Raw genomic sequence first — 25,934 nt, 5'->3', positions numbered from 1 at the left:
AAGAGCTAAATAGTAACACTTTTAATGCAGTTGAAAAATGAAGCTATACGTAATCTACTGCAATATTATCTGAGCTAGATCCCAGATACCATTTTTTAGTGAGCTAAATGAGAAATAAAACGGCGCAAAATAAAGTAATTAATAAATCAAGTGATGGCTTTATTAGAATTATAAGCGGTCAATTTCGTGGCAGAAAGCTACCAGTAAAGGATGTGCAAGGTCTGCGTCCAACCACCGATCGCATAAAAGAAACAGTATTTAACTGGTTAATGCAAGATACACGAGATACAAACGTACTTGATTGCTTTGCCGGCTCTGGTGGTTTAGGGTTTGAAGCATTATCTCGTTTTGCTAAAAGCGCTACTTTTATTGAGCTTGATTTATTAGCAGCAACGCAATTAGAACACAATATAACAACTTTAAAATTGCAAAACGCGCACGTAAAAAATATAAATACATTATCGTTTTTAGAACAAAAAAACCTAAATGAACCTTTTGACCTCGTTTTCGTTGATCCCCCTTTTCGTAAAAACCTAGCCCAAATTAGCTGCGATTTTTTAGAAAAGAATCAATGGCTCAGCTCAGAAGCTTTAATTTACGTTGAAGTTGAAAGTGATTTAAACTCATTCACAAAACCAGATAACTGGCTGTTAATTAAAGAAAAAAAAGCTGGCCAAGTGTTTTCTAGGTTGTACCAACGCCAATCAAATTAATACTGTTTTACATGATGTGTTTCTGTTAATATTGTCCTTTACATGTGGTGTTGCTTCGGATTACAATACCGCACCATTTTTGAACCACTTGATCAATGTTTGATCAACTTGAGCAACGCTCATAATTTAGGTAGGTGAATTTTTAATGCCAGTAATTAAAGTAAGAGAGAACGAACCGTTTGACGTAGCACTTCGTCGCTTCAAGCGTTCATGTGAAAAAGCAGGAATCCTTTCAGAAGTTCGTCGTCGCGAGCACTATGAAAAACCAACAGCTGAACGTAAACGTAAAAAAGCTGCTGCAGTTAAACGTCACATGAAAAAACTTTCTCGTGATAACGCTCGTCGCGTTAAATTATACTAATATATTAGGTCTTGTATAAATGAGCCTTTTAATAACGCTAAAAGATGCGCAAAAAGATGCGATGAGAGCCAAAGACAAGCAACGTCTTAACCCTATTCGTATGGTACTTGCTGCAATCAAGCAACGTGAAATTGACGAGCAAATAACGCTAGACGACGCAGGTATTACCTCCGTTATAGTGAAGCTTGTTAAACAACGTCGTGACTCTTACACTCAGTACAAAGATGCTGGGCGTGATGATTTAGCTGATATTGAAGCCAATGAAATAGTAGCGCTTGAAACTTTTTTACCTCAACAATTGAGTGAAGAAGAAATCATTGCTCTCATTGACGCGGCTATTGCTGATACTAATGCAGCAGGTATGCAAGACATGGGTAAAGTAATGGGTATAATCAAAAGCAAGGCTGAGGGTCGCGCCGATATGGGCAAGATCTCTGGTTTAATTAAGCAACGATTAACTGCCTAATACTCCCACATACATTAAAGTATGATTGAAGTAAACCGAGCCTTGTGCTCGGTTTCTTTGTTTTTAACTTTAATAAAAGTGCTTCAATGTGGTTATTTAAAGATAAAATTATTTATAGCTACTCTGTTTATTTAGCTTTCGTTTTGGTAAGTTAAAGCACGTTATACTCTGCGCCAAGCGAGTATAAAAAGTAAATTTCACATTCGTTATTTTTATCATTATCTCAGGACTGCATTTTACTAATGGCTGGAAAGATCCCACGTAACTTTATAGACGATTTACTTGCCAGAACCGATATTGTCGACCTGATAGACTCAAAAGTAGGTCTAAAAAAAGCAGGTAAAGATTATCAAGCTTGCTGCCCTTTTCATAATGAAAAGTCCCCTTCGTTCACGGTATCTCAAGATAAGCAGTTTTATCATTGTTTTGGCTGTGGCGCTAACGGGAATGCGATTTCATTTATAATGGAATACGAAAAGCTCGAGTTTGTTGATGCTATTGAAGAAATAGCCAGCATGCTTAATTTAGAAGTACCTCGAGAACAAGGCACAAGTTCAGCACCAGAACGCACCGCAGCACAAAAGCGCTCTGATTACGATTTAATGCTCCACACAGCACGCTTTTATCAACACCAATTAAAACACCACAGCAATTCAACGGCTGTAATAGACTACGTTAAGGGCCGAGGTTTAAGTGGTGAAATAGTTAAAAAATTTATGATTGGTTACGCTCCAAGTGAATGGGATGGTTTATGCCTACAGCTTGGCCGCAACAAAGAACAAAAAGAGCAATTAGTTGAGCTAAAGCTCGCTTCAGAAAAAACACCCGGTAGACAATTTGATTTTTTCCGCGACCGCTTAATGTTTCCTATTCGCGATAAACGCGGACGTGTTATCGCCTTTGGTGGGCGTGTAATGCAAGCCGACCAAGGTCCTAAATATTTAAACTCTCCAGAAACCAGAATTTTTCATAAAGGTTTTGAGTTATATGGTTTATATGAGGCAAAACAAGCTCATAAAAAGTTAGACCATGTACTTATTGTTGAAGGTTATATGGATGTGGTGGCGCTTGCTGAACAAGGTATTGAATATGCTGTTGCTGCACTTGGTACTGCAACTACGAGCGAACACATGCACACCCTTTTTAGAACAACAGATAAAGTTATTTGTTGTTACGATGGGGATCGCGCAGGGCGAGATGCAGCGTGGCGGGCACTTGAAAATGCTCTTCCTTATTTGAATGACGGAAAAGCCTTAAATTTTGTTTTTTTACCCGATGGTGAAGACCCTGACTCTCTAGTACAAAAAGAAGGTAAAGAGCTGTTTGAACAACGCTTGAGTGAAGCCGATGACTTTACTAAAGTATTATTCAATAAATTAAGCCTAGAAATAGATTTAACACTCGATTCTGGCAAGGCAAAATTACTTAGTGCTGCACTGCCATTAATAGAAAAAATACCCAGTGAGTTTTATCAAGAAAACATTCTTGAACAACTCGGTCGTTTAATTGGTCGAACACGTGAGCAGCTTAATAGTCGCTTAAAAACACCTAAGCAACAGCACTCTATTGAGCGAAAATTTAAAATAACACCTATGCGACAGGCCATTGGTATTTTAATTCAGCACCCACAATTGGCTAAAAGTATTCCTTATTTGCCCGATTTAGCGCAAATGAGCATAGCCGGTATTGGATTATTACTGCGCCTACAAGAACAAGCATTAGAAAAAGAGAATGTTACCACCGCGCAATTACTCGAATTTTTTAGAGGAACTGAAGATTACGAGCCATTAATCAAGCTTGCAACGTGGCAACACGAAATAAATGAAGAGCGTTTAGAGACTGTTTTTCAAAATACTTTTAAATTTATTGAAGATCAGTGTTTAAATTATCGACTAGAGACCTTATTAATAAAGGACAAGACACAAGGTCTCAATAGCGATGAAAGACTTGAATGTCATTTGTTAATGACAGCGTTAAAAGCCACTAACAGCTAGTCAGATCTAATTTTGGCTGTTATACTGTGCTATTCACTGCGTCACATTATTCTAGTTGGCTTAAATGCAAACTACATGATGGCGCCTGTTGTATCAACTTATCAGAGTGGAAGAAAAAATCTCTATGGATCCAACTCCTCAGTCACAATTAAAACTTCTGATTCAGAAAGGTAAAGAGCAAGGCTACTTAACTTTTGCAGAAGTAAATGATCACCTTCCACAAGACATTATAGACTCAGATCAAGTAGAAGATATCATAAGCATGATTAATGATATGGGTATCAAGGTTAGCGAAAATGCGCCTGATGCTGATGAATTAATGATGCAAGAAACAACGACAGACGAAGACGCAGCAGAAGCTGCCGCTGCAGCCCTTGCGACTGTAGAAAAAGAAATCGGCCGTACAACTGATCCGGTACGCATGTACATGCGTGAAATGGGTACTGTTGAACTTCTGACACGTGAAGGCGAAATTGTAATCGCTAAACGTATTGAAGAAGGCATTAATCAAGTTCAGATTTCTGTTGCAGAGTACCCTGAAGCAATCACTTACCTACTTGAACAGTGGGATAAGTTTGAAGCTGAAGAAATGCGTTTAAGCGATATCATCGTTGGATTTATCGATCCGAATGAAGATACAGCGCCAATTTCAGCAACTAATATTGGTTCAGAATTAAGTGCTAAGCAACTTGACGACGATGATAAAGACGACAAAGACGATGCTGATAGCGACGATGAAGATGAAGAAGAGATAGACACAGGACCAGATCCTGAAGAAGCTCGCATTCATTTTGAAAATCTACGTGATTTATACAACAAAGCACGTGATACGTTTGAAGCTAAAGGTCGTTCGCACCCTGAATCACAAGCAGCCATTTTTGAAATTGGCGAGCTTTTCAGAACCTTTAAATTAATACCTAAACAGTTTGACCGCATGGTAAATAACATGCGTGAAATGATGGACAGAGTTCGCGTTCAAGAACGTCTAATCATGAAACAAGCTGTACAAATTGCTAAATTACCGAAGAAAACGTTCGTTAAGCACTTTGCTAACAACGAAACTGACGCTTCTTGGGTTGATTTAGAAATTTCAGGTAACGAAAAGTATTCAGCTAAGCTTGAAGAAGTTAAGCCAGAAATTATTCGTAGTATTAATAAATTATCTGTTATTGAACAAACAACAGGTTTAAGCATTGAGCGTATTAAAGACATTAACCGTCGAATGAGCATTGGTGAAGCGAAAGCACGCCGCGCGAAAAAAGAAATGGTTGAAGCTAACTTACGTCTTGTAATCTCAATTGCTAAAAAATATACAAACCGTGGCTTACAATTCTTGGATTTGATCCAAGAAGGTAACATTGGTCTGATGAAAGCCGTTGATAAGTTTGAATATCGCCGTGGTTATAAGTTCTCGACTTATGCTACGTGGTGGATACGTCAAGCAATCACTCGCTCTATTGCTGACCAAGCAAGAACAATCCGTATTCCGGTACATATGATTGAAACGATTAATAAACTTAACCGTATTTCTCGTCAAATGTTACAAGAAATGGGTCGTGAGCCAAATCCAGAAGAATTAGCAGAACGCATGATGATGCCTGAGGATAAAATCCGTAAGGTACTTAAGATTGCTAAAGAGCCAATTTCAATGGAAACACCAATCGGTGATGATGAAGATTCTCACTTAGGTGACTTTATCGAAGATACAACCATTGATTCGCCAATCGATTCGGCAACAATGGAGTCTCTTCGAGGCGCAACTAACGATGTACTTGCAGGCCTAACAGCTCGTGAAGCTAAAGTACTACGTATGCGTTTTGGTATTGATATGAATACCGACCACACCTTAGAAGAAGTAGGTAAACAGTTTGACGTAACACGTGAACGTATTCGTCAAATAGAAGCGAAAGCGCTGCGTAAATTACGCCACCCTTCTCGCTCAGATTTACTGAAAAGCTTTTTAGACGCTAAATAATTTAGCGCTACTATATAAACTAAAAAGGCCGCTATAGCGGCCTTTTTTCTATTTGAAGGAAATAACCATGGCTTGGATCCAAATTCGTATTAATGCCAATGCTGCAACAGCTGATGCCGTAAGCGACCTATTAATGGAAGCGGGTAGCGCTTCAGTAACCTTTATTGACGCAAAAGATACCCCTATTTACGAGCCTAAAATTGGCACTGTTGTGTTCTGGGCTGATACCACAGTCATTGGCTTGTTCGAAGCTAATCACGATATGAATGCAGTCGTTGCGTTATTGAAGCGCCATGATGAGCTAAAAGACAATTTAGTATACAAAATCGAGCAACTTGAAGATAAAGACTGGGAACGTGAATGGATGGATAACTTCCACCCTATTCAATTTGGCGAAAAACTATGGATTTGCCCAAGCTGGCGCGACATTCCAGACCCTGATGCAGTAAATGTATTGCTAGACCCAGGCCTTGCTTTTGGCACAGGCACACATGCAACAACGGCCTTGTGCCTTAAGTGGTTAGAAAGCCAAGATCTGACGGGGAAAACGGTTGTTGATTTTGGTTGTGGCTCAGGCATTTTAGGTATTGCAGCTATAAAACTAGGTGCAGAGCGTATGATTGGGATAGATATTGACCCTCAAGCGCTTGAGGCAAGCCTTGATAACGCTAACCGAAATGGTGTTGCAGACAAACTCGAAGTATACCTTCCAGAAAACCAACCTGAGTTTACTGCCGATATAGTTGTGGCTAATATTTTAGCCCAGCCACTTCGCGAATTACATAGTGTGATTTTAGGGTTATTAAAGCCAGGTGGTAAAATTGCTATGTCGGGCATATTAGAAGAGCAAGCCCAATCGGTTGCCGATATTTATACACCGTTTATTGAGCTAGATGACATTGCCGTTGAAGGTGATTGGACTCGAGTGAGTGGCACTAAAAAAGCGTAATAAACTGCACAATCAAATTTAGAGCATTAACTCAAAACATGCATGTAAAGCCTGTATTTAACAGGCTTTACTATTTTTTTACATAATAAAAAATAAACTTATTTTGTTGCAAAAACAAAATGCGCTCAAATTTCGCACAAATAAAGCCATTCCTCATACGGTTATCAAATGTCAATACGAAAAGGGCAAAAAAAAGTCACTTTTGTTCAATTTATAGCCTTTGATTTTTGCTAAAAAAACCGTAAACTTAGCGCCCCTTGAAAAGAGGCCTATTGAATATAGTGCGTATCGGTAAATACCAACTTGAGAATAATGTAATTGTCGCGCCAATGGCAGGCATTACAGACAGACCATTTAGACAACTTTGCCGTCGTTTAGGCGCAGGGCTAGCTGTTTCTGAAATGCTATCGTCTAATCCTAAGGTTTGGAAAACGGAAAAGTCGATGAACCGTATGGATCACAGCGGTGAGTCGGGTATACGCGCGGTGCAAATTGCAGGAGCAGATCCTGAGCTTATGGCGCAGGCCGCACAATTCAATGTTGCTAACGGTGCACAGATCATAGATATCAATATGGGGTGCCCAGCAAAAAAAGTGAACAAGAAACTCGCAGGCTCTGCCTTATTACAGTTTCCTGAACTTGTGGAAGAGATTATTGATGCAGTCGTAAATGCTGTTGATATACCTGTGACACTTAAAATCCGTACAGGATGGGATCCGGATAACCGTAATGGTGTAGAGATTGCGAGAATAGCTGAACGTTATGGCATTGCATCACTTGCTGTACATGGGCGTACGCGCGCATGTATGTACAAAGGTGATGCTGAGTACGCCACGATTAGGGATATAAAACGTTCAGTGTCGATTCCTGTTGTTGCCAATGGTGATATTACATCACCAGAAAAAGCAAAACAGGTTTTAGACTATACGGGTGCAGATGCCATTATGATTGGCCGAGCCGCCCAAGGTCGCCCTTGGATATTTAGGGAGATAGACCACTATTTGCAAACTGGGGAACATTTACAGCCGCCTGCTATTGCAGAGGTGCGCAGTATATTAATGGAGCATTTAACAAACCTCCATTTGTTTTACGGTGAGCCAATGGGAGCGCGAATTGCTCGCAAACATGTATCTTGGTATTTGCAAACCCATGACAGTGATGGTCAGTTTAGGCGAGTATTTAATGCGCTCGACAACCCACAGGCACAGGTCGTCGCATTAGAGCAATACTTTAAAACACTAGCAGCTAACTAAGAAAGAAAGAGACTTAATAATGTTCGAACAAAACGTGACTTCTCCATTTATCACTAACCCTCATGTTCAGTCACACGAGAAACCGCAGCCATTGCGTGATGCAGTAAAAAAAGCTGTTCACCACTATTTAAAGCAGCTTAACGGTCAAGATGTGCAAGACGTTTACGACCTTGTTCTTTCAGAGCTAGAAGCGCCATTACTTGAAGAAGTGATGACATATACACGTGGTAACCAAACTCGTGCAGCAATTTTACTAGGTATCAACCGTGGTACTTTACGTAAAAAGCTTAAAAAATACGGCATGAACTAATACCAATTATATTGAAAGCGTAAGTATTCTAACGAGCTAAACAAGCCCATAACGTCGTTAATAATTTTTTATGTAGAATAACTACACAGCAAAATTTTTTCCTTGTTATAGACTTGTTTTTCTATCGTTATAACTACTTACTAATCCAATACAACTGGTATTATGCAAAAAAAGCACCCTCGGGTGCTTTTTTTATGCCTACAACTTATTAACCAAATTGCAAAATGCTCACCCTCATCGGCGCTTTATAAGTCGTTTTTTGAGTTGTAATCAGTTAAAATGCCCGCTTCTAAGCTAGCTCATTAACTGAGGAAATCAAACTACAATGGATACTCATCGTCCCATTCGTCGCGCACTATTAAGTGTGTCTGATAAAACCGGTATTGTTGAATTTGCCCGCGCACTCGAAGCGCAAGGCGTTGATATTTTATCAACTGGCGGCACATGTAAACTACTTGCTGATAACGGCATAAAAGTGACTGAAGTATCAGATCACACAGGCCACCCTGAAATCATGGATGGCCGCGTAAAAACTCTTCATCCAAAAATTCACGGCGGCATATTAGCCCGTCGCGGACAAGATGAAAGCGTAATGGCAGATAACAACATTTCTGCTATCGACATAGTTGTAGTTAACTTATACCCCTTTGCGAATACAGTCGCTCAAGAAAACTGCAGCCTTGAAGATGCTATTGAAAATATTGATATTGGCGGCCCTACAATGGTTCGTGCAGCCGCTAAAAACCACAAAGACGTAACAATCGTGGTAAACGCGAGTGACTACGACCGTGTTATTAGCGAAATGCAAAACAACAATGGCTCTGCTACGTATAAAACACGTTTTGACTTAGCGATTGCTGCTTACGAGCACACTGCCGCATACGATGGCATGATTGCTAACTACTTTGGTAAAATGGTGCCTGATTACACCGAGGAAGCTGCTGTAGAGACTAAATTCCCACGTACTATCAATATGCAGTTCACTAAAAAGCAAGATATGCGTTACGGTGAAAACTCACATCAAGATGCTGCTTTTTATGTTGAAAGTGACATTGCTGAAGCATCAGTTGCAACAGCAACTCAATTGCAAGGTAAAGCCCTTTCGTTTAACAATATTGCAGATACCGACGCAGCGCTTGAATGTGTTAAAGAATTTGATGTACCAGCGTGCGTAATTGTAAAACATGCTAACCCGTGTGGTGTTTCAATTGGCGACAATATCCTACAAGCATACGAGCGCGCTTTTAAAACAGACCCTACATCAGCATTTGGTGGCATTATTGCCTTTAACCGAGAGCTAGATGCTGCAACGGCACAAGCCATTGTTGAGCGTCAGTTTGTTGAAGTAATTATTGCACCGAGTATTTCGAGCGACGCTGCAAAAATTGTTGAAGCTAAAAAGAACGTTCGTTTATTAGAATGTGGACAGTGGACAGGCAAAGCCGCTGGCCAAGATATTAAACGCGTTAACGGCGGTATTTTAGTTCAAGACCGCGACTTAGGCATGGTAACGCAAGGCGACTTAAAAGTTGTTTCTAAGCGCCAACCTACAGAGCAAGAACTTAAAGATTTACTGTTTTGCTGGAAAGTAGCTAAGTTTGTTAAATCAAACGCAATTGTTTATGCCCGTGACGGTATGACCATTGGCGTAGGCGCAGGCCAAATGAGCCGCGTATACTCAGCTAAAATTGCAGGCATAAAAGCCGCCGACGAAAACCTTGAAGTTAAAGGTTCAGTTATGGCGTCTGATGCGTTCTTCCCATTCCGTGATGGCATTGACGCAGCCGCAGCCGCTGGCATTACTGCGGTAATTCAGCCTGGTGGCTCAATGCGTGATGAAGAAGTGATTGCAGCTGCTGATGAAGCTGGCATGGCAATGGTACTAACTGGTATGCGCCATTTCCGCCACTAATCACACAAAGGGTTAAACGTTGGTTTAACCCTTTTTGTTTGCTATAAATTCACGTATTCTGATTATTCAATAACCTATTTAAAATTATAATGTGAAGGAACAAACAATGAAATTTGCGCTAAAATCGCTACTTGTAGCCACACTAACGATGACATCGACTATGGCGCTTAGCCATAACCACGAATCGAGCCTTGAACATGCACTTCAATCAAGCGAACGCAGCGCTAAAAACAGCGTTCGTGACGAATATCGTCACCCGGCTCAAACACTGGCATTTTTTGGCTTTAAACCAACTATGACAGTTGTTGAAATTGCGCCCGGCGGTGGTTGGTATAGTGAAATTTTAGCGCCAGCACTAAAAGAGCAAGGCACTTATTATGCCGCGCACTTTCCTGCTGATTCATCAGTTGGCTACTACCAACGCTCTCTTGCGGGCTTTAAACAAAAAGTAGCTGAAGATAAGCGTTTTAGTAGCGTTAAAATTACTGAGTTTGCACCTGTAACACATTTAGATATTGCGCCAGCTGGCAGTGCCGATATGGTTTTAACATTTCGTAATGTACATAACTGGTACATGGGCAAAGATAAAAGCGGTGCATTAAGTGCATTCCAAGCTTTTTATAAAGCCCTTAAACCAGGTGGTACATTAGGTTTAGTTGAACACCGTTTAGCTGAAGAACGTGCTGACGAAGATCAAAAAACATCAGGTTATATGAAGCAGAGCTACGTAGTAGACCTTGCTAAACAAGCAGGGTTTGAATTAGTAGCAAGCAGTGAAATAAATGCAAATCCAAAAGATACAGCCGATCACCCTAAAGGTGTATGGACGCTACCACCAAGCTTAAGACTCGGCGAACAAGATGCTGATAAATATAAAGCCATTGGTGAAAGCGACCGCATGACGCTGAAATTTAAGAAACCGCTTTAAATAGGAATTTTCGCCATGAATGTTTTAGTCATTGGCAGCGGCGGCCGCGAACACGCACTTGCGTTTAAAGCCGCTCAAAACACCAAAGTAAATACTGTATTTGTAGCCCCTGGTAATGCAGGTACTGCACTTGAACCAAAACTTGAAAACGTAGCAATAAACGTTGACGACTTAGAGGGTTTACTTAATTTTGCACAGCAAAATAAGGTAGAGCTTACTATTGTAGGTCCTGAAATACCGTTAGTACTGGGTGTTGTTGATAAGTTTCGTGAACATAACATGGCTATTTTTGGACCAACGGCGGGCGCAGCTCAGCTTGAAGGTTCTAAATCGTTTACTAAAGACTTTTTAGCACGTCATAAAATCCCAACGGGCGACTACCAAACGTTTGAACAGATTGAGCCTGCCCTTGCTTATTTAAAAGAGAAAGGCGCGCCAATTGTTGTAAAAGCAGATGGTTTAGCTGCGGGTAAAGGCGTAATTGTAGCCATGACGCAAGCCGATGCCGAAGAAGCTATTCGCGATATGCTTGCGGGTAATGCTTTTGGCGATGCGGGAAGTCGTGTTGTTATTGAAGAGTTTTTAGACGGTGAAGAAGCGTCTTTCATCGTAATGGTTGATGGTAAAAACGTATTACCATTTGCGACCAGTCAGGACCATAAACGCGCTTACAATGGCGATGCGGGTCCTAATACGGGTGGCATGGGTGCATACTCACCTGCGCCAGTTGTTACTGATGAAATCCACCAGCGTATTATGAACGAAGTGATCTACCCTACGGTAGAAGGCATGGCAAGCGAAGGCCATCCATACACAGGCTTTTTATACGCAGGTTTAATGATTGACGAAACAGGCACCCCTAAAGTCATTGAGTACAACTGTCGCTTTGGCGACCCTGAAACTCAACCAATGATGCTACGTTTGCAATCAGACCTAGTTGAATTGATTGAAGCCGCTAATCGTGTAGAACTTGATAAAACAACAATTAAGTTTGACCCACGTGCAGCTGTTGGTGTTGTACTTGCCGCTAAAGGTTACCCTGGCGATTACCCTAAAGGCGATGCTATTTCGGGGCTAAAAGTTGATTACCCTGCAGATGAAAAAGTGTTTCATGCGGGTACTAAGCAAGATGGCAATGACGTTGTAACCGCAGGCGGTCGCGTATTATGCGCAACAGCACTTGGTAATACTGTTACGCAAGCGCAGCAACGCGCCTATGAGCTTGTTAAACAAATTAGCTGGGATGGTATGGAATATCGTACAGATATTGCTTATCGTGCTATTGCCCGCGAGCAATAGGCTTAAAATACCTGTTTATTGGTATAACCAGTTAATTTAACTACAAAAGCGCAGTCTCTCTGCGCTTTTTTAGTGCTACACTAATTAAAAGTTTTTTTAAAAGTACGCAAACGTTGGAACTAAGAACTTTACGTTATCATGCAATTGCTGTTGCCATACTAGTACTTATATTTTTTATTATAAGTACACTGGCATCAAACCTCGTCGTGCCTACACGATATACAATTGATAAAACCGCGCCCGTATATCTTGATTACGCGTACTATATTGATGAAACTAAGAGCCTTACTTTTAACGATGTTATAACCCAGCCGCAGTTACTCACTCATCAAAAATTTTCGGAAATACCGTGGAGTTTTACTCAACAAAATTATTGGCTGTTTCTCGATTTAGAAAATAAGAGCTTCAAAAAAGAAAACGTTGTTGCCCATTTTGATAACCCCATGGTTGATCACCTAACTATTTTTCGACTCAATAAAAACAACCAATTAATGGATACTTATAAGCTCGGAGATAAAGAACAAGCACTTACTTTATTTCAATACAGTGTGCCGCATATCCGCTTTTCGCTCGAAAGTAAGTCCTCACAACGACTCGTAATGAAAATAGATACGATAGGTATAAGTAAAACACCTGTAAATTTATATCGTGATAAAGAGTTTATTGACTTAGTGCGTTCGCAAACAGGGATTTGGGGGATTTTTGTTGGCGTATTGCTAATGGCTGCACTGTACAATCTTGTTCTTTATTTTGGTATAAAAGACCGAGTTTACTTAATTTATATTGGCTACATTATTAGCGCTATTATACTAATGGGAGCGGTATTAGGTTTTGGCTTTTATTTATGGCCAATGGAATGGCAATTATTTATTCACGAAAAAATAGTACTTGGTAATTACGGCGTTGCTTTTTTTACCCTCTCCTTCTGTATTATGTTTTTACGTTACCACAAAGAAAAATGCTGGCGCTATAAAATGAGTACAGCGCTACTTAAGCTTATGTTTGTTCTTGCTGTAAGCAGCCTTTTTATCCCTGAAAATATAGCAGCACCTATTTTTTTTGGAGTGATGAGCCTACTTTATATAGCGTGTATTATTTTAATTTATAACAAATTACGTAGTGGTTTTAGATGGGCTAAATTTTATGTTTTTTCATGGGTGCCACTAATTCTTGGGGCGGCGATTCAACCTATGGAACTGACTGGCCTTTTACCTTATAGCTTTACCACACGCCACGCCTTTTTAATGGCTATACTATGCGAAGTAATATTAATGGCAATGGCATTAGCAGACCGAGTTAGGTATCAGCGTGAACGTGCTTTATATCACGCTACGCACACTCAACAAACAAAGCTTCTTAATAGTGCTAAGCTCAAGCAAACCTTTATGGAGTTACAAGCAAAAAACCGCTCAACAACTTTGTGTTTGATTAAAATACGCCACTTTAACTCTCTTAATACTATAATTACCCCTTCTCAAGGCTATGCACTTATAAAACATATAGCGAGAGAATTAGAGTTAGAATTGAGCCACGAGCGCGAATTTATAAATCTTGATACTAACTTAAATACCATCCCTCGATTAGCCGATCTCAATAGCGGCGTATTTGCCTGTATTTCGACTAAAACACAAAACCAAGAAATGCTAGAAGCACTTCTCACCAAAGTAATTAGCAACTTACCAAAACAATACGAAATAAAAGGGCTAAACCTGCAACTTAATTACAGTATTGGCATTAGCTGTGCGGGTAAAACTAACGACTTTGAGTATTGGTTAAAACGTGGATATTTAGCACTTAAAAAAGCAAAAAGTAGTGTTAATCAAGTAGGGTTATCATCAAACGTGAATAACCAAATGATGGACGTTTCCTTAGCTGCAAAGCTACAAAAAGCCATAAAAACAAATCAACTTGCACTCTATTACCAGCCACAAATAAATTTATTAAATAACCAAGTAATTGGCGCAGAAGCTTTACTACGCTGGCCCGATCCAACCTTTAATAATTTACCGATTGAAGAGTTAGTAATTCTTGCTGAACATACAGGTATTATTAACGAACTAACACTGTGGGTCATTGAACAAGCGTGTAAAGATATTGCCGAACTAACAAAAAATGGTTACATCAATCATACTATTAGCGTCAACCTCAGCGCTAAAAACTTGACCATAAATAACTTAGCTGAAAAAGTAGAAAATATACTCATTAAATACCAAGTACCGGCTCGTTTACTTAAGTTTGAACTAACCGAATCAGCTTTTGTAGAGAGTCAAGATGCACTCATTAAATTAGTTGATGAATTATCGGCATTAGACATTAACGTTGTTTTAGACGACTTTGGTACAGGTTACGCATCACTTAACTACTTAGTTAACTACCATTTTAGTGAACTAAAAATAGATAAGTCGTTTGTTTTTGATTTACCTAATAACCCCACTCATCAAGTTATTGTACAAACAGCCATTGATATGGCGCACAACCTTAATTTATCAATAACAATTGAGGGGGTAGAAACTCAGGAGATTCATCACTTACTTAAAGACATGAATGCTGATTCTGCCCAAGGTTATTTATACGCAAAAGCACTGCCTTACACCGACTATTTACACTTCTTAAAAAGCCAATATAGCTTAAAAATGTTAGACTCCTCTTTTTAACATCTTTAGGGGCCAAGTAAAGATGCAAGGCACACTGCGTAAACTAAAATCGAGTTTAACCGAACCAGTACAATATCACTTACCTGTAGGTGAGTACTTAGTAGACTTAAATGCATTTATAGGTAAGGAGCTTACGCTCACCTTTAGTGGCACTATTTTATGTTCTAACTGCGGTAAAAAAACCAAAAAAAGCTATTCTCAAGGTCACTGTTTTGTATGCATGCGCAAGCTCGCTAGTTGCGACATGTGTATTATGAAACCAGAAACTTGCCACTACGATCAAGGCACTTGCCGAGAGCCACAGTGGGGCGAAGAAAATTGCATGATCCCACACTATGTGTATCTCGCTAACACCTCTGGATTAAAAGTAGGTATTACCCGCCATACACAAATACCGACTCGTTGGGTGGATCAAGGCGCTACTCAGGCATTACCTATTTTTAAAGTGCAAACTCGCCTGCAATCGGGTTTAGTGGAAGTTGCTTTGGCTGAATTTATTGCCGATAAAACCAATTGGCGCAATATGTTAAAAGGCCAAAACGACGCACTTGATTTAAAAGCAGCCGCGGCTGAGTTAATTCCACAAATTAGCGAAAAACTAAACGAGCTAAGTGAGTTATTTGGCGCAACAGCAATAGAGCAATTAGATGAAGATGTTGTTGATTTAGATTTTCCAGTAACCGAATATCCAACAAAAATCAGCTCATTTAACTTTGATAAAGACCCTGTTGTAAGTGGTGTTTTACAAGGTATTAAAGGTCAGTACCTAATCTTTGAAAAAGGCGTTATTAATATTCGTAAATTTACATCTTATGAAGTAACGGTAGGCTAACAGGCTATGTTAAACAGCTACCCACAGTTATTGGTTATTTATAATGAGCTTGAGATAGCTCACACACCACAAGACCGTGAGGAGCACTTGCACAGTGTTGCAACAAGCGACTTAACTGATGTGGTCATACTTAATAAGCGTGGTGAATACTGCACTTTAAAAAACACACCTTGTGAGCCGTTAAGCGCAGAGCAACTTGCTGTACTCGTAACAAGTTACTTATTAAATGAAGGGCATTGTTGTTTAAGTAAAATAACAACCCTCACCGTTGAGCAGGCATTTAACTTACTTGAGCTATAAAACGCAGCACAATTAAACCTCAGTAAGCACTTTTATATGCGCTACAGCACTACGACCTAACGCTGATAGCGCATAGCCACCTTCTAAATACGAAATAACGCCTTTGCAACCGCCCTCCTTTGCCACACTGCATAGCTGCTCGGTGAGCCAAATGTAGTCACTTTCAACAAACTTTAAGCTTGCCATATCATCTTCTAGGTGCGCATCAAACCCTGCGCTTATAAAAAGCAATTCAGGCTTAAACGCTTTTAATTTTGGTAACCATTGCCCAGTAAACACCTCTTTTAGGTCGTCGCCATTACTAGCAATTGGCAGAGGTGAATTAACTATATGGCTATTATTTTTAACTGCTGTATTTGGGTAAAACGGATACTGAAATAACGAACAAAGCAGTACATTTTCGTCATCAATAAAAATGTCTTGTGTGCCATTACCATGGTGTACATCAAAATCCGCAATAGCAATGCGTTTAACCCCTTTGCTTTGTGCGTACTTAACGGCAATAGCTAAGTTATTAAACACACAAAACCCAGATGATGACTCTTTATTAGCATGGTGTCCTGGCGGGCGTACTGAGCAAAAAGCAGCATCGAGTTTATCGGCAAGTATTTCATCAACAGCTAACAACCCCGCACCTACTGCACGCTCAATCGCTTTAAACGAATCGGGGCACAGCCAAGTATCGCCATCTAAATTAGCGAGTCCTTCCGTTGGTAGTGTAGTTTCTACGTGTTTAACTAAAGCTTCATCGTGAGCAAGTAAATAATGCTCACGCTCGGCCTTAGGTGCTTGCAGGTGTGTTAAGCCAACATCTACGCCACTGGCTAATAATCTGTCGGTAATTGCATCTAAGCGCTCTGGGCACTCAGGATGGTCGTCTATCATTTTATGCTTACGGCAATGAGGATGAGAAATAACAGCGGTACGCATAAAAAGTCCCTTACAAGGTGTAAAAACTTAATATAACAAAGCCACCGGCTGGTGGCTTTGCGACTTTGGTTTATATCAACACTTTAAATATCAAAACTATTAACTACTTTGCTTTTAAATGCAGGTTTCTAAAATCAAAGCTAAAGTCGGTCACTTGTGTTGATACTGCACGCATTTTAGCGCTGTTTACACGATTACTAACATCCATATCAAAGGTAATAAACGCATCTGCTTCAAGTAGCTTTTCATCCCACTTAACAATAAATGTATTGCCAGTATAGTGCTCAAGAGTGCCTTTTAAACGTTTAGTATGCGTAAAATCAATGTGTAATTTACTATCGAGCTGCTCAATAATCACATCACCATACCAATTGTCGTGCAATGTACCGGTGTAATTAATATTTGGTAATTGTGGCTGGTAGTCAGCAGGTGCTTCTGGTTTTGCATTAGCGTACGCTTTTTGTTTTCTTTCAAAATGGCTTTTAGCTAGCTCTTCAACCCAGTCTTTATCTTCAAGTTCAAGCGCATCTTCAAGTACTTCATGGGTTACCGCCGAAAGCGCACCAAAAGCTTGTTGATTAGATAAAATAACAATACCGAGTTTTTTCTCAGGCAATAAAGTAACTTGCGATACCATACCTAAAATACCACCGCCGTGACCTAGCTTTTTAAAGCCGTGGTAGTCTTCAATGCTCCAACCTAGCCCATATCCTCTAAACTGCTGATGGTACGACTCAAACGCGCTTTTAGATGCCATAGACGTAATATGTGGGTGCCACATTTGCGCTTGTTGCTTTTCGCTAAACAGCTGCTCGCCATTAGGCATTTTACCGCCCGCTAATTGCGTACGAAGCCATTGACTCATATCGCTTACACTTGAAGCAATGGCGCCTGCGCCTCTAAAGTCTTCTAGGTAGTTCACAAAAAAGGGATGAAGCGAGCCATCCATAGGAATATGACCTGTAGCCCAGTTTTTATTGCTTTTTGGAATGCGTGAAAAACCTGCGCGTGAGTTGTCCATGTGTAGCGGTTGTAATATATTTTTTTCGATGTAATCGTTCCAGCTCATACCCGACACACGTGCAACCACTTCGCCAGCGGTAACAAACATCAAGTTGTTATAAGCGTACTTACTACGAAAGCTGCTCGCTGGTTTTAAATACTGTAATCCCGCTAAAATTTCATCAACGGGCTTATCCGTGCTTGGCCAAATCATTAAATCGCCTTGCCCAAGCCCTAGCCCACTGCGGTGACTTAATAAATCACGAATACGCATTTCGCGTGTTACGTACGAGTCGTACAATCTAAACTCTGGTAAATGATCAATTACGCGGTCATCCCAGCTCAACTTCCCTTCATCAACCAACTTGGCAAGTGCCGCTGTTGTAAACGCTTTGGTGTTTGAAGCAATACCAAACAAGGTGTCTTTGTTTACTTTTTTGTTGGTATCGAGATTAGTTACTCCAAAGCCTTTAGCAAATATCACTTTATCGTTTTCAACAATGGCGACTGCCATACCTGGTACGTCAAAACGTGCCATTGACGCTTTAATAACGTCGTCAATTTTGTTGGTATCGACTTGTGCCCAGCTACTAAACGTAGTGCTTGCTAGTAATGCAATTGCGGCTAATTTGGTTAATTTCATATCAATCCTATTTTATTATTTTTGATGAACTGCAAATTCAATTTCGGCACGCTCTTTATTGGTATCGCTTTTGTGCGGCCTATTGAGTATTGCATCACTGTATTCTTTTGGTACGCCTGCTTCAAGTGCGCCGCGATGAACGTGTTTTATGTACCAATCGTATGGGAGTACATCGCTGTCATGGGTATTAGCTATATAACAATGTGCGGCTACAGTCTCACCCGTTAAAAGCGTTGGGGTTATATCTACGCAGTCGTAACCTGCGCCCTCAATACTGTCTAAAATGGTTTTTTCTTCTTCATTAAGCTCATAAATAACGCCATAAACCAACGCATCTTCTTTATTGCTTGGACAAATACTGCACTTACCTGAGCCATCTTTAAATAACATATCAAAAGTAAGCTCGTAACCTTTAAGTACCGCTGTTCCTACACGCTTTACATTCGGTAAACGCGCCAACAAACGGTTAGATGACATATTAGAGCCAAACGAAAAATTATATAACGGCATTTTATCTCCTGCGCTTTTTAAATAAGTTAAATAACAACACGTACTGCAAGGGCAATTAAAATAACGCCAATTCCACGGTCAAACCAATAACCACGCTGCTGGAAAAAGCCCCTCACATTATCTCTAGAAAGCATTATTGAAAGCATTGAAAACCACACCCAAGTAGCCAGTGCCATGTACACGCCATAAACGATCTGCACGCTAGTAGGTGTTGTTGGACTAATCACGAGTGTAAATAACGACATAAAAAATAACGTGGCTTTTGGATTTAATGCATTGGTGAAAAAGCCGCGCCTAAAAGCAACCCAAACAGGTTCCTCTTGAACGGTTTTGTTTTCAACATTTTTTGCAGCCTCGCCTTCATTACTTGCAGGCGGTTTTGCAGCTCTAAGAGCTTGTACGCCTAAATACGCTAAATATGCACCAGCAAGGTACTTAAGCGCCATAAATAAACTAGGCGATTGCGTTAAAATAAGCGCTACACCTAACACGCAATAGGCAACGTGCAGTAAAATAGCAGCGCCAACACCGGCGCTTGTCCACAATGCATTGCACCTACCTTGTTGCACACTTTGCTTGAGCACAACGGCAAAGTCAGGCCCAGGGCTTGCTACTGCAAAAAAATGAGCAATAACAATCAGTAAAAATTCATCTAAGTATTCCACGCAAGTCCTTGCTAGTTTGGTGAATAAGCTAATAACAGCGGGTTGGCCGAGTTATTTACCAATGCTTTAATTTCTTTTTGTGCTTTTTTAAACTGACCACGCAGATGCGGTTTTAAGTGTTTTTTAGAGACTTTATCGTTTTTAAAGTAACTAATAAGGGCATGCATAAATACCGTATGTGTTTCACTTAGCTTAGCTTCACGGTTAGCGTATGGGTTGTAACAAGAACCACAACCGCCCTTAAACTGATACACCGTGTTGCTCATCATCACACCAAACCCTAAAAAACAGGCAAGCGCATCGGCAGCTTGTGGTAAATACTCCCTACCACCTGGCGGTAGCACCCCAACGTGATGAATAAGTATAGTGGCCAGAGTACCCGCATAACTTGCTACTAAATCTTGTGGCTGATTAATCTGATTAGGATTAAAAGAAATGCTGACCTTATGGCTTGGCGGCACAATTAAATGGCTGCCTTCTCCACGTATTTCATTGCTAAATTCAAAGTGTGGAAAAACCTGAGGCTGCAATTGCTGAGGTGCAACTAACTGAATAGGCCACGCGCTCATACCTGCATAATTAGTAACGCGGGTAAAAACGTTAGTCGCCATTTCTTCAATACTTGATACCGAATCAGGAAAAAACGCTGCTGTCGGCAATACTATTTTTGTTTGCTTAGTAAAGTACTCCGCATCAAAATTCTCTACCGCCCAAATAAACGTATCAATAAGCCATTGCTGTTCTTGATCTTCCAATAATGGTGCCGATTTAAATAAAGCTAACATAAGGTGCTCTTATAAGTTTTAGGTGCTAGTTTAGTTTTTTTGTGTAAGCGCCCATTCCCACGCTTGAGTATTATATAGCGGCACTGTTGATAGCGCATGATGATGGCTGCCACTGGATTCTTTCGTTGAGTACGATAAATACAATAAGGTGCGGTTTTCAGCATCGTAAATACGACGCACCTTTAAAGATTTAAATAAAATACTTTTAGATGATTTAAATACCACCTCGCCCGACTTACTTCGGTCAATTTCTTGTAGCTGCTGTGCTGTAATAGGCCCCGTTTGACGGCACGCAATTGACATATCAGACGGATCAGAAAAGTCTAAATCAGCTTCAATATGGCTAATGTGGCACGTAACACCTTTAATAATCGGATCTTGCTGCGAATTAACCACGACATCTTTAGTTGTAAATAACCCAAGGCTTACCGACGCAACATCATCAGAGCAAGCACTCAACGTAACTACCGCACCTGCAAGTAAAGCTAAACGTTTAAATTTTTGTGGTAATTTCATACTTATCCTTATCTATAATAGGTAACTTAGCATCTACGTCACTAAGCAAAGGTTCACCTGTTTGTTTTATACTAACATCAAAAATAAATACGACTAAATTAGTTTAAAGTAAAGATTTTAGATAGCCCTAGGTTTAGCGAACCCTGTTGTATTTGATACAATTAACCCTCGCTAATGCAGTAACTCATAATAGGAAACGCCTAAATGCCGCATATTATTATTGAACACTCAGAAGACCTCCCTGTTTTACCACAAGTACTAGTAGAGAAAATTCATAACAGTACTTTTGAAAGCGGACTTTTTGATTTAGAAACAATTAAAACACGCGCAATTGCATACCAACAATACCAACTAGGTATAGGTAAAGAAGGGTTTATTCATATTCAAGTGCATATAATGGCAGGGCGAACGGTAGAACAAAAACAAATGTTAAGTGAGCACCTACTCGCATGTTTAAAAACCTACTGCAGAGACTCTGATAGCTTAAGCGTCAATATTTACGATATGGATCATGATGTATATCGAAAAAATTAGAACGTATTTTTAGAAAACGAGTAAACATTCGATGACGCTGCATTACTGTTGCACAAAACTTTTTTAAATTTAAAGTATGCGCTTCTCAAGGTTACCAATAATCTGACTCACAGGGCTCGCTTTGTGATAAAGCCAACCTTGGTGTAAAAATACCCCTTTTGATAAAAGGTAATCAGCTTGCTCTTGGGTTTCAACCCCCTCAGCAACAACATCAATTCCAATCGTTTTAGCAAGCTCAATTAATGCATCAAGCAAAATAGCCAGTTGTGACTCAGTGCCTATAGCACTGACATAACTTCTATCAATTTTTAATATGTCTAAAGGCAATGCCTTGAGATACTGTAAGCCCGCATAACCAGTTCCAAAGTCATCAATTGCAATTAGAATATTTTGATCTTTGAAGTCTTGCATAGTCTGAATGACTTCTTGATCGTCTAAATCAATTAACTCATTTTCTGTCAGCTCCAGAACCAAGTGAGGAATAACAGCGTTTAACGCAAAAACTAACTGTTTAAAATAAGCATCCTTTAAATGCTCACCTGTAATATTAATGTTTATTTTTATATTGCTATCCCAACCAATTAACTCTGCTGAGTCTGCTATTAAGTTTTTAATTACAGCATAGGTAAGGCTTATATTCAGATGATTGCTTTCGATATCAGGTAAAAAACGATTTGGTGTTAAAACACCTTCAATAGGATGCTTTAAACGAACCAATGTTTCAGCCCCAGCAAACTGTTTTATATTCGAATCCCAAATGAGTTGATAATAATTAACAAAACGCCCTTGTTTTAAATAATTTCGCAATTCACTTTTTCTACTTTGGTAGTTTTGTTGATACACCTCAGTAAAAATGAAAATCAACAAAAAAATAATGATATACAAAGCAACATGGCTATATGAGGGGTAATACACATCTTCGTATAGTACGTTTTCATCAATCGCTATCATTAAGGCAAGGCGTGGTAAATATTTCAGTGGCTCAATAATTAAAAAATGTTTTTTTGCATCATCAAATACGACACCTTTTACAGTAAGCGGTTTTGTTAATGGAAATAGCGGGTAGTTAATCGGTAAAGTATAATCCCCAACCACTGTTACTACTTTACCTTTTCTAGCATCAACAGTAGCAACATAAGTATAATTTCTATCGAGTTCATTAATACGGCGATTTAACAGCGATTGCGGTAGCAATGCATTAATTTCGTATCCATCACTTCTGGTTTTAGCGATAATTAAAGCGGTTTCACCAATAAAATTAGCAGCAATAGGCCCAAAAAAGCGTAATCGTTTAGATTTAGTTGGTTTAATTCCGGATGTTTTCATAGGCTTTTTAAGTTTTTGCCAACTCGTACAAATTAAATTACCTTTAGGGTCTCTAATCCCTAGTTCAGCTATATTTTGAATATTAAAGTGCGCTTTACGCAGTGCTAACAACGTTGCTGGGGTACAAGAAGGAGTAAGGTTGTCATTTTCAACAAAAAAGTCATTAAGCTGCTTTAACTGTTTATTTAAATCGCTTTTAAACCAATTAAAATCAGCCTTTACTTGAGAGCGCAAAAAAGCTTTTTTAGAAACAACCTCTAATGGGTAGTCAATCAACATAACTAGCAATACGCTAATAGTAGCAATAACGAATGCTTTAAACTTATACTGAAACTTTGGCACTATGCAATTCCCAGAATGAATGGCTTTCAAAACTCCAATAAACATAACCTAATACTAACAATAAATTAATTTACATAAACACTTAAATTTCACTTTTGACTAGCAATGTTGCTAAAAACAGCATTATTTCACTTCCATCAATAGTGGCTAAAAATTTAATTATATTTAACTCTCAGTTAAAAAATAGCAAAGAGCGTATGAGCTTTTAACAATTGCCAAAGCATCGGAGCGTAAAGCCGATAGCCGTCCAACCCTTGATAGTAAATGGCTCGGTCGGGAAGGTTGTATTTATACTGTGAAAGGTAAAGGCGGTCTTGTCCGCGATGTATTAATACCTAACGCATTGGCATCCCAACTAGAAAAAAGGCGTTTAGCGCAGCCTGTAACAGTGCGTGATAGGGAAATTAACTATTTGCAACGTTATGATATTGGTGGTGGTCATAAATGGTCATGCTCATTCTCAAAAGCATCTAGCCGCACACTCTTTTTTTCTAATGGCGGTCATGGCCTTAGGCATAGCTACGCACAAGAGAGAATGGCTGAGCTAAAAAGCTTAGGTTTAGCGAGAGCTATTGCTCTCGAAACGGTGTCGCAAGAGCTGGGTCATTTCAGGTCTGAAATTACTGAAGTTTATTTAAAGTAGTACCTTATTTATTTCGTAACTCTATATTAGTTTTAGAACTGCGATCGTTAAGTTATATCTTTATATTAACTATGTGGTGGTGTAAGTTGAATGCTACTGTAAAAGGACATTCAAATGAGCGATAGACACATAGAGGGAGCATCAGTCGATGATATCCTCCTAAATACTTTTGATTTGTTAATGAAGAAGGGCACCAAGCATTCAGCTACCAAGGGTGACTTTATTGAATATGATAGTTGCTTAATCACATTAACTAATCCAGTAGCTAGATTAAGTAGAACAGACATAAAACAAACAATCTACAGCTGCTTGGGGGAATTTTTTTGGTACTTATCGGGCTCTGAAGCTTCAGAGTTTATATCTTATTATTTGAAAGACTACATCAATTATGCAGAAGACGACGGTCGTGTTCATGGCGCTTATGGAAAAAGAATTTTTGACTATGATGGACAGTTTAATCAATACGACCAAGTCCTACAACGCCTCAAAGTTAAGCCAACGACTAGACAGGCTGTAATTCAATTGTTTGGTGCACATGATACAGCTGATTCTTATAAAGATATTCCTTGTACCCTCAGTTGGCAATTTATGATCAGAAATGAAAGACTCAACATGTATGTAAACATGAGGTCAAATGACGCCTATAAAGGGCTGCCTCACGATATATTTGTATTTACTATGCTACAAGAAATTATCTCCATAGAATTGGGTGTAGAAATAGGCCAGTACCATCATTATGTCGGTAGCCTTCATGTCTACGAAGAGAACTTAGCCGATGTAAAAAGCTTTATAAATAAGGGTTGGACAGACGAAGCTCCTGTGATGGCTAAAATGCCAAGAGTGATGAACTTCTCTTTGATAAAGAGTGAAATATTAAAACTTGAAGAGAAAATTCGACAGCAAGACATAACTGCTGATGAGATAATCAAAACGAAGCTAGACAGGTACTGGATAGATATTTTACTTTTATTATTCTCTTTTGGTGAAAAAAGAAAATTTGGTAAAGGTAACTTGAGTTTTGAAGAGTATGTAGTCTCATTAAACTCATTAAAAGATAAATTTGAATGCGTAAGTTATAAAAGTATTTTAGATACTAAAATTCAAGCAGAAAAATGTAAGAATTCACAGGGAGTTAATTAAATTGTTATTAAGAAATAATGAAACCGATACTGCACAGAAGTTGCACAAAAAACTGATTGATTATAATACTCAAGAAGAAAAGATTTCTATTATTGAATCGGAAGAGGTTAGAAACACTTTAGTTTTACAGTTAATTGATAGTGTTCGAAGAGTTGATTATATAGAAATATTGAAGTGCAGACCGATTTCTAAAGATCGCTTGGATCCTCTAAAGACAGCTTTTGACCCAATTAGAGCTGCTATTTATTACTTTAAGAATGATAATATTGATGAAGCATCATGGTTAGTTTTTTTATTTACCCATTTTGGTAAAAACCCTGATTCTGGATTCAAACTATGTGCTGATATTTATGGTTCTTATGGTGAAAGGGAGATATGGTCATGGAACAAGATAAATTCAGGCATTGAAGCTTTTGACCAATGGTATCAAGCCTGCTATCCAAAAATGATAAGTGATGGTGAAACAAGGAAGTTTGGAAATCATAGAAAATACGAATCTTTGAAACCTAATTCTAATAGGTCTTTAACTAAAGTTTTTAGTTCTTACGTCACATGGGTTGGTAGCAGCCATGATGCTAAGTTTTGTGAAGCACAGCATCTTGCAGCAGAAAAAAAGTTAGACCTTTTTGAATATCTCTACCGATCAGTATTATCAGTGAAGTCTTTCGGTAGAACCGGTGCTTTTGATTATCTTACAATGCTAGCAAAGATAGGTATTATTGACGCAGCACCTAAAAAGTTATATTTAGATGGCTCAACAGGCCCAATTCAGGGAGCTAGAATTTTATATGGTGAAAATTATACGATGGATTGGACCAAACAAATATTTGAGGAAAAATTATTTGAACTTGGTGATGCATTAGAATTGGGCAAATTTAAAATGCAAATATTAGAAGATGCATTGTGTAATTGGCAAAAAAATACGACGTCATATAAGTATTTTAGGGGGTAA

At 39.2% G+C, this 25,934-nt stretch carries 25 protein-coding genes; 18 read left to right on the top strand and 7 right to left on the bottom strand.

The features are described from left to right. The first annotated feature begins 107 nt into the window (after positions 1-107). The 14 genes from rsmD (at position 108) to LOS73_RS01975 (ending at position 15,946) form a co-directional block, all read left to right on the top strand. Positions 108-713 (top strand): 16S rRNA (guanine(966)-N(2))-methyltransferase RsmD, encoded by a 606-nt coding sequence (rsmD, locus tag LOS73_RS02040; RefSeq protein WP_007376028.1) that lies wholly within the window; start codon positions 108-110, stop codon positions 711-713. Positions 714-858: 145 nt separating this feature from the next. Then, positions 859-1,074 (top strand): 30S ribosomal protein S21, encoded by a 216-nt coding sequence (rpsU, locus tag LOS73_RS02035; RefSeq protein WP_002957797.1) that lies wholly within the window; start codon positions 859-861, stop codon positions 1,072-1,074. Between the two features lie 19 nt (positions 1,075-1,093). Beyond that, a complete protein-coding gene (locus LOS73_RS02030) occupies positions 1,094-1,540 on the top strand; it encodes a GatB/YqeY domain-containing protein (protein WP_007376027.1) in 447 nt (148 codons plus the stop codon). A gap of 242 nt (positions 1,541-1,782) precedes the next feature. Further along, positions 1,783-3,534, top strand: a complete 1,752-nt coding sequence (gene dnaG, locus LOS73_RS02025; RefSeq protein WP_008136894.1) for a DNA primase — start codon at positions 1,783-1,785, stop codon at positions 3,532-3,534. 124 nt (positions 3,535-3,658) lie between these two features. Continuing rightward, the gene (gene rpoD, locus LOS73_RS02020; RefSeq protein ID WP_007376024.1) at positions 3,659-5,509 is read left to right on the top strand and encodes an RNA polymerase sigma factor RpoD; all 1,851 of its coding nucleotides are present in this window, start codon (positions 3,659-3,661) and stop codon (positions 5,507-5,509) included. A 67-nt stretch (positions 5,510-5,576) separates the two neighbouring features. Continuing rightward, positions 5,577-6,458, top strand: a complete 882-nt coding sequence (prmA, locus tag LOS73_RS02015) for a 50S ribosomal protein L11 methyltransferase (RefSeq protein ID WP_007376023.1) — start codon at positions 5,577-5,579, stop codon at positions 6,456-6,458. A gap of 281 nt (positions 6,459-6,739) precedes the next feature. Then, entirely contained in the window at positions 6,740-7,711 is a 972-nt protein-coding gene (gene dusB, locus LOS73_RS02010; protein ID WP_457934947.1) for a tRNA dihydrouridine synthase DusB, read from the top strand. A 19-nt stretch (positions 7,712-7,730) separates the two neighbouring features. Further along, entirely contained in the window at positions 7,731-8,021 is a 291-nt protein-coding gene (gene fis / locus LOS73_RS02005) for a DNA-binding transcriptional regulator Fis (protein WP_002957804.1), read from the top strand. A 325-nt stretch (positions 8,022-8,346) separates the two neighbouring features. Next, positions 8,347-9,933, top strand: a complete 1,587-nt coding sequence (gene purH / locus LOS73_RS02000; RefSeq protein ID WP_457934395.1) for a bifunctional phosphoribosylaminoimidazolecarboxamide formyltransferase/IMP cyclohydrolase — start codon at positions 8,347-8,349, stop codon at positions 9,931-9,933. Between the two features lie 106 nt (positions 9,934-10,039). Beyond that, on the top strand, positions 10,040-10,861 hold the full coding sequence (locus LOS73_RS01995) for a class I SAM-dependent methyltransferase (protein ID WP_007376020.1): 822 nt from the start codon (positions 10,040-10,042) through the stop codon (positions 10,859-10,861). Between the two features lie 15 nt (positions 10,862-10,876). Then, positions 10,877-12,160 (top strand): phosphoribosylamine--glycine ligase, encoded by a 1,284-nt coding sequence (gene purD / locus LOS73_RS01990; RefSeq protein ID WP_457934394.1) that lies wholly within the window; start codon positions 10,877-10,879, stop codon positions 12,158-12,160. Positions 12,161-12,273: 113 nt separating this feature from the next. Beyond that, positions 12,274-14,814 (top strand): EAL domain-containing protein, encoded by a 2,541-nt coding sequence (locus tag LOS73_RS01985; RefSeq protein ID WP_457934393.1) that lies wholly within the window; start codon positions 12,274-12,276, stop codon positions 14,812-14,814. 22 nt (positions 14,815-14,836) lie between these two features. Next, entirely contained in the window at positions 14,837-15,646 is an 810-nt protein-coding gene (locus LOS73_RS01980) for a DUF2797 domain-containing protein (RefSeq protein WP_457934392.1), read from the top strand. A 6-nt stretch (positions 15,647-15,652) separates the two neighbouring features. Next, positions 15,653-15,946: a DUF4144 family protein gene (locus LOS73_RS01975; protein ID WP_306724265.1), complete on the top strand. Its 294-nt coding sequence runs from the start codon at positions 15,653-15,655 to the stop codon at positions 15,944-15,946. A gap of 12 nt (positions 15,947-15,958) precedes the next feature. On the opposite strand, the gene LOS73_RS01970 is transcribed toward LOS73_RS01975, so the two are convergent. From LOS73_RS01970 to LOS73_RS01945, 6 genes are all read right to left on the bottom strand, one after another. Next, positions 15,959-16,876 (bottom strand): histone deacetylase family protein, encoded by a 918-nt coding sequence (locus LOS73_RS01970; RefSeq protein WP_457934391.1) that lies wholly within the window; start codon positions 16,874-16,876, stop codon positions 15,959-15,961. Between the two features lie 103 nt (positions 16,877-16,979). Next, on the bottom strand, positions 16,980-18,521 hold the full coding sequence (locus tag LOS73_RS01965) for a serine hydrolase (protein ID WP_457934390.1): 1,542 nt from the start codon (positions 18,519-18,521) through the stop codon (positions 16,980-16,982). Between the two features lie 15 nt (positions 18,522-18,536). After that, positions 18,537-19,031: a gamma-glutamylcyclotransferase family protein gene (locus LOS73_RS01960; protein ID WP_033031034.1), complete on the bottom strand. Its 495-nt coding sequence runs from the start codon at positions 19,029-19,031 to the stop codon at positions 18,537-18,539. Between the two features lie 26 nt (positions 19,032-19,057). After that, the gene (locus tag LOS73_RS01955; protein ID WP_457934389.1) at positions 19,058-19,696 is read right to left on the bottom strand and encodes a LysE family translocator; all 639 of its coding nucleotides are present in this window, start codon (positions 19,694-19,696) and stop codon (positions 19,058-19,060) included. An 11-nt stretch (positions 19,697-19,707) separates the two neighbouring features. Then, positions 19,708-20,481 (bottom strand): hypothetical protein, encoded by a 774-nt coding sequence (locus LOS73_RS01950; RefSeq protein WP_457934388.1) that lies wholly within the window; start codon positions 20,479-20,481, stop codon positions 19,708-19,710. Positions 20,482-20,511: 30 nt separating this feature from the next. After that, positions 20,512-20,997, bottom strand: a complete 486-nt coding sequence (locus tag LOS73_RS01945) for a CreA family protein (protein WP_007376009.1) — start codon at positions 20,995-20,997, stop codon at positions 20,512-20,514. Positions 20,998-21,201: 204 nt separating this feature from the next. Here LOS73_RS01945 and LOS73_RS01940 point away from each other — a divergent pair, with 204 nt between their 5' ends. Beyond that, positions 21,202-21,531 (top strand): 5-carboxymethyl-2-hydroxymuconate Delta-isomerase, encoded by a 330-nt coding sequence (locus LOS73_RS01940; RefSeq protein WP_007376008.1) that lies wholly within the window; start codon positions 21,202-21,204, stop codon positions 21,529-21,531. A 69-nt stretch (positions 21,532-21,600) separates the two neighbouring features. Here the strand turns inward: LOS73_RS01940 and LOS73_RS01935 are convergent, their stop codons facing one another. After that, positions 21,601-23,199 (bottom strand): EAL domain-containing protein, encoded by a 1,599-nt coding sequence (locus tag LOS73_RS01935; protein ID WP_337119503.1) that lies wholly within the window; start codon positions 23,197-23,199, stop codon positions 21,601-21,603. Positions 23,200-23,494: 295 nt separating this feature from the next. On the opposite strand from LOS73_RS01935, the gene LOS73_RS01930 reads away from it, so the two are divergent. From LOS73_RS01930 to LOS73_RS01920, 3 genes are all read left to right on the top strand, one after another. Beyond that, positions 23,495-23,842, top strand: a complete 348-nt coding sequence (locus LOS73_RS01930) for a hypothetical protein (RefSeq protein ID WP_457934387.1) — start codon at positions 23,495-23,497, stop codon at positions 23,840-23,842. Between the two features lie 114 nt (positions 23,843-23,956). Beyond that, the gene (locus LOS73_RS01925; RefSeq protein ID WP_457934386.1) at positions 23,957-24,982 is read left to right on the top strand and encodes a thymidylate synthase; all 1,026 of its coding nucleotides are present in this window, start codon (positions 23,957-23,959) and stop codon (positions 24,980-24,982) included. A gap of 1 nt (position 24,983) precedes the next feature. Continuing rightward, on the top strand, positions 24,984-25,934 hold the full coding sequence (locus LOS73_RS01920) for an alpha-glutamyl/putrescinyl thymine pyrophosphorylase clade 3 protein (RefSeq protein ID WP_457934385.1): 951 nt from the start codon (positions 24,984-24,986) through the stop codon (positions 25,932-25,934).

This window comes from Pseudoalteromonas sp. SCSIO 43210 (assembly GCF_054133285.1).
Note: the sequence above shows the minus strand (reverse complement) of the source record. Positions and strands in the feature narration are given on the sequence as shown.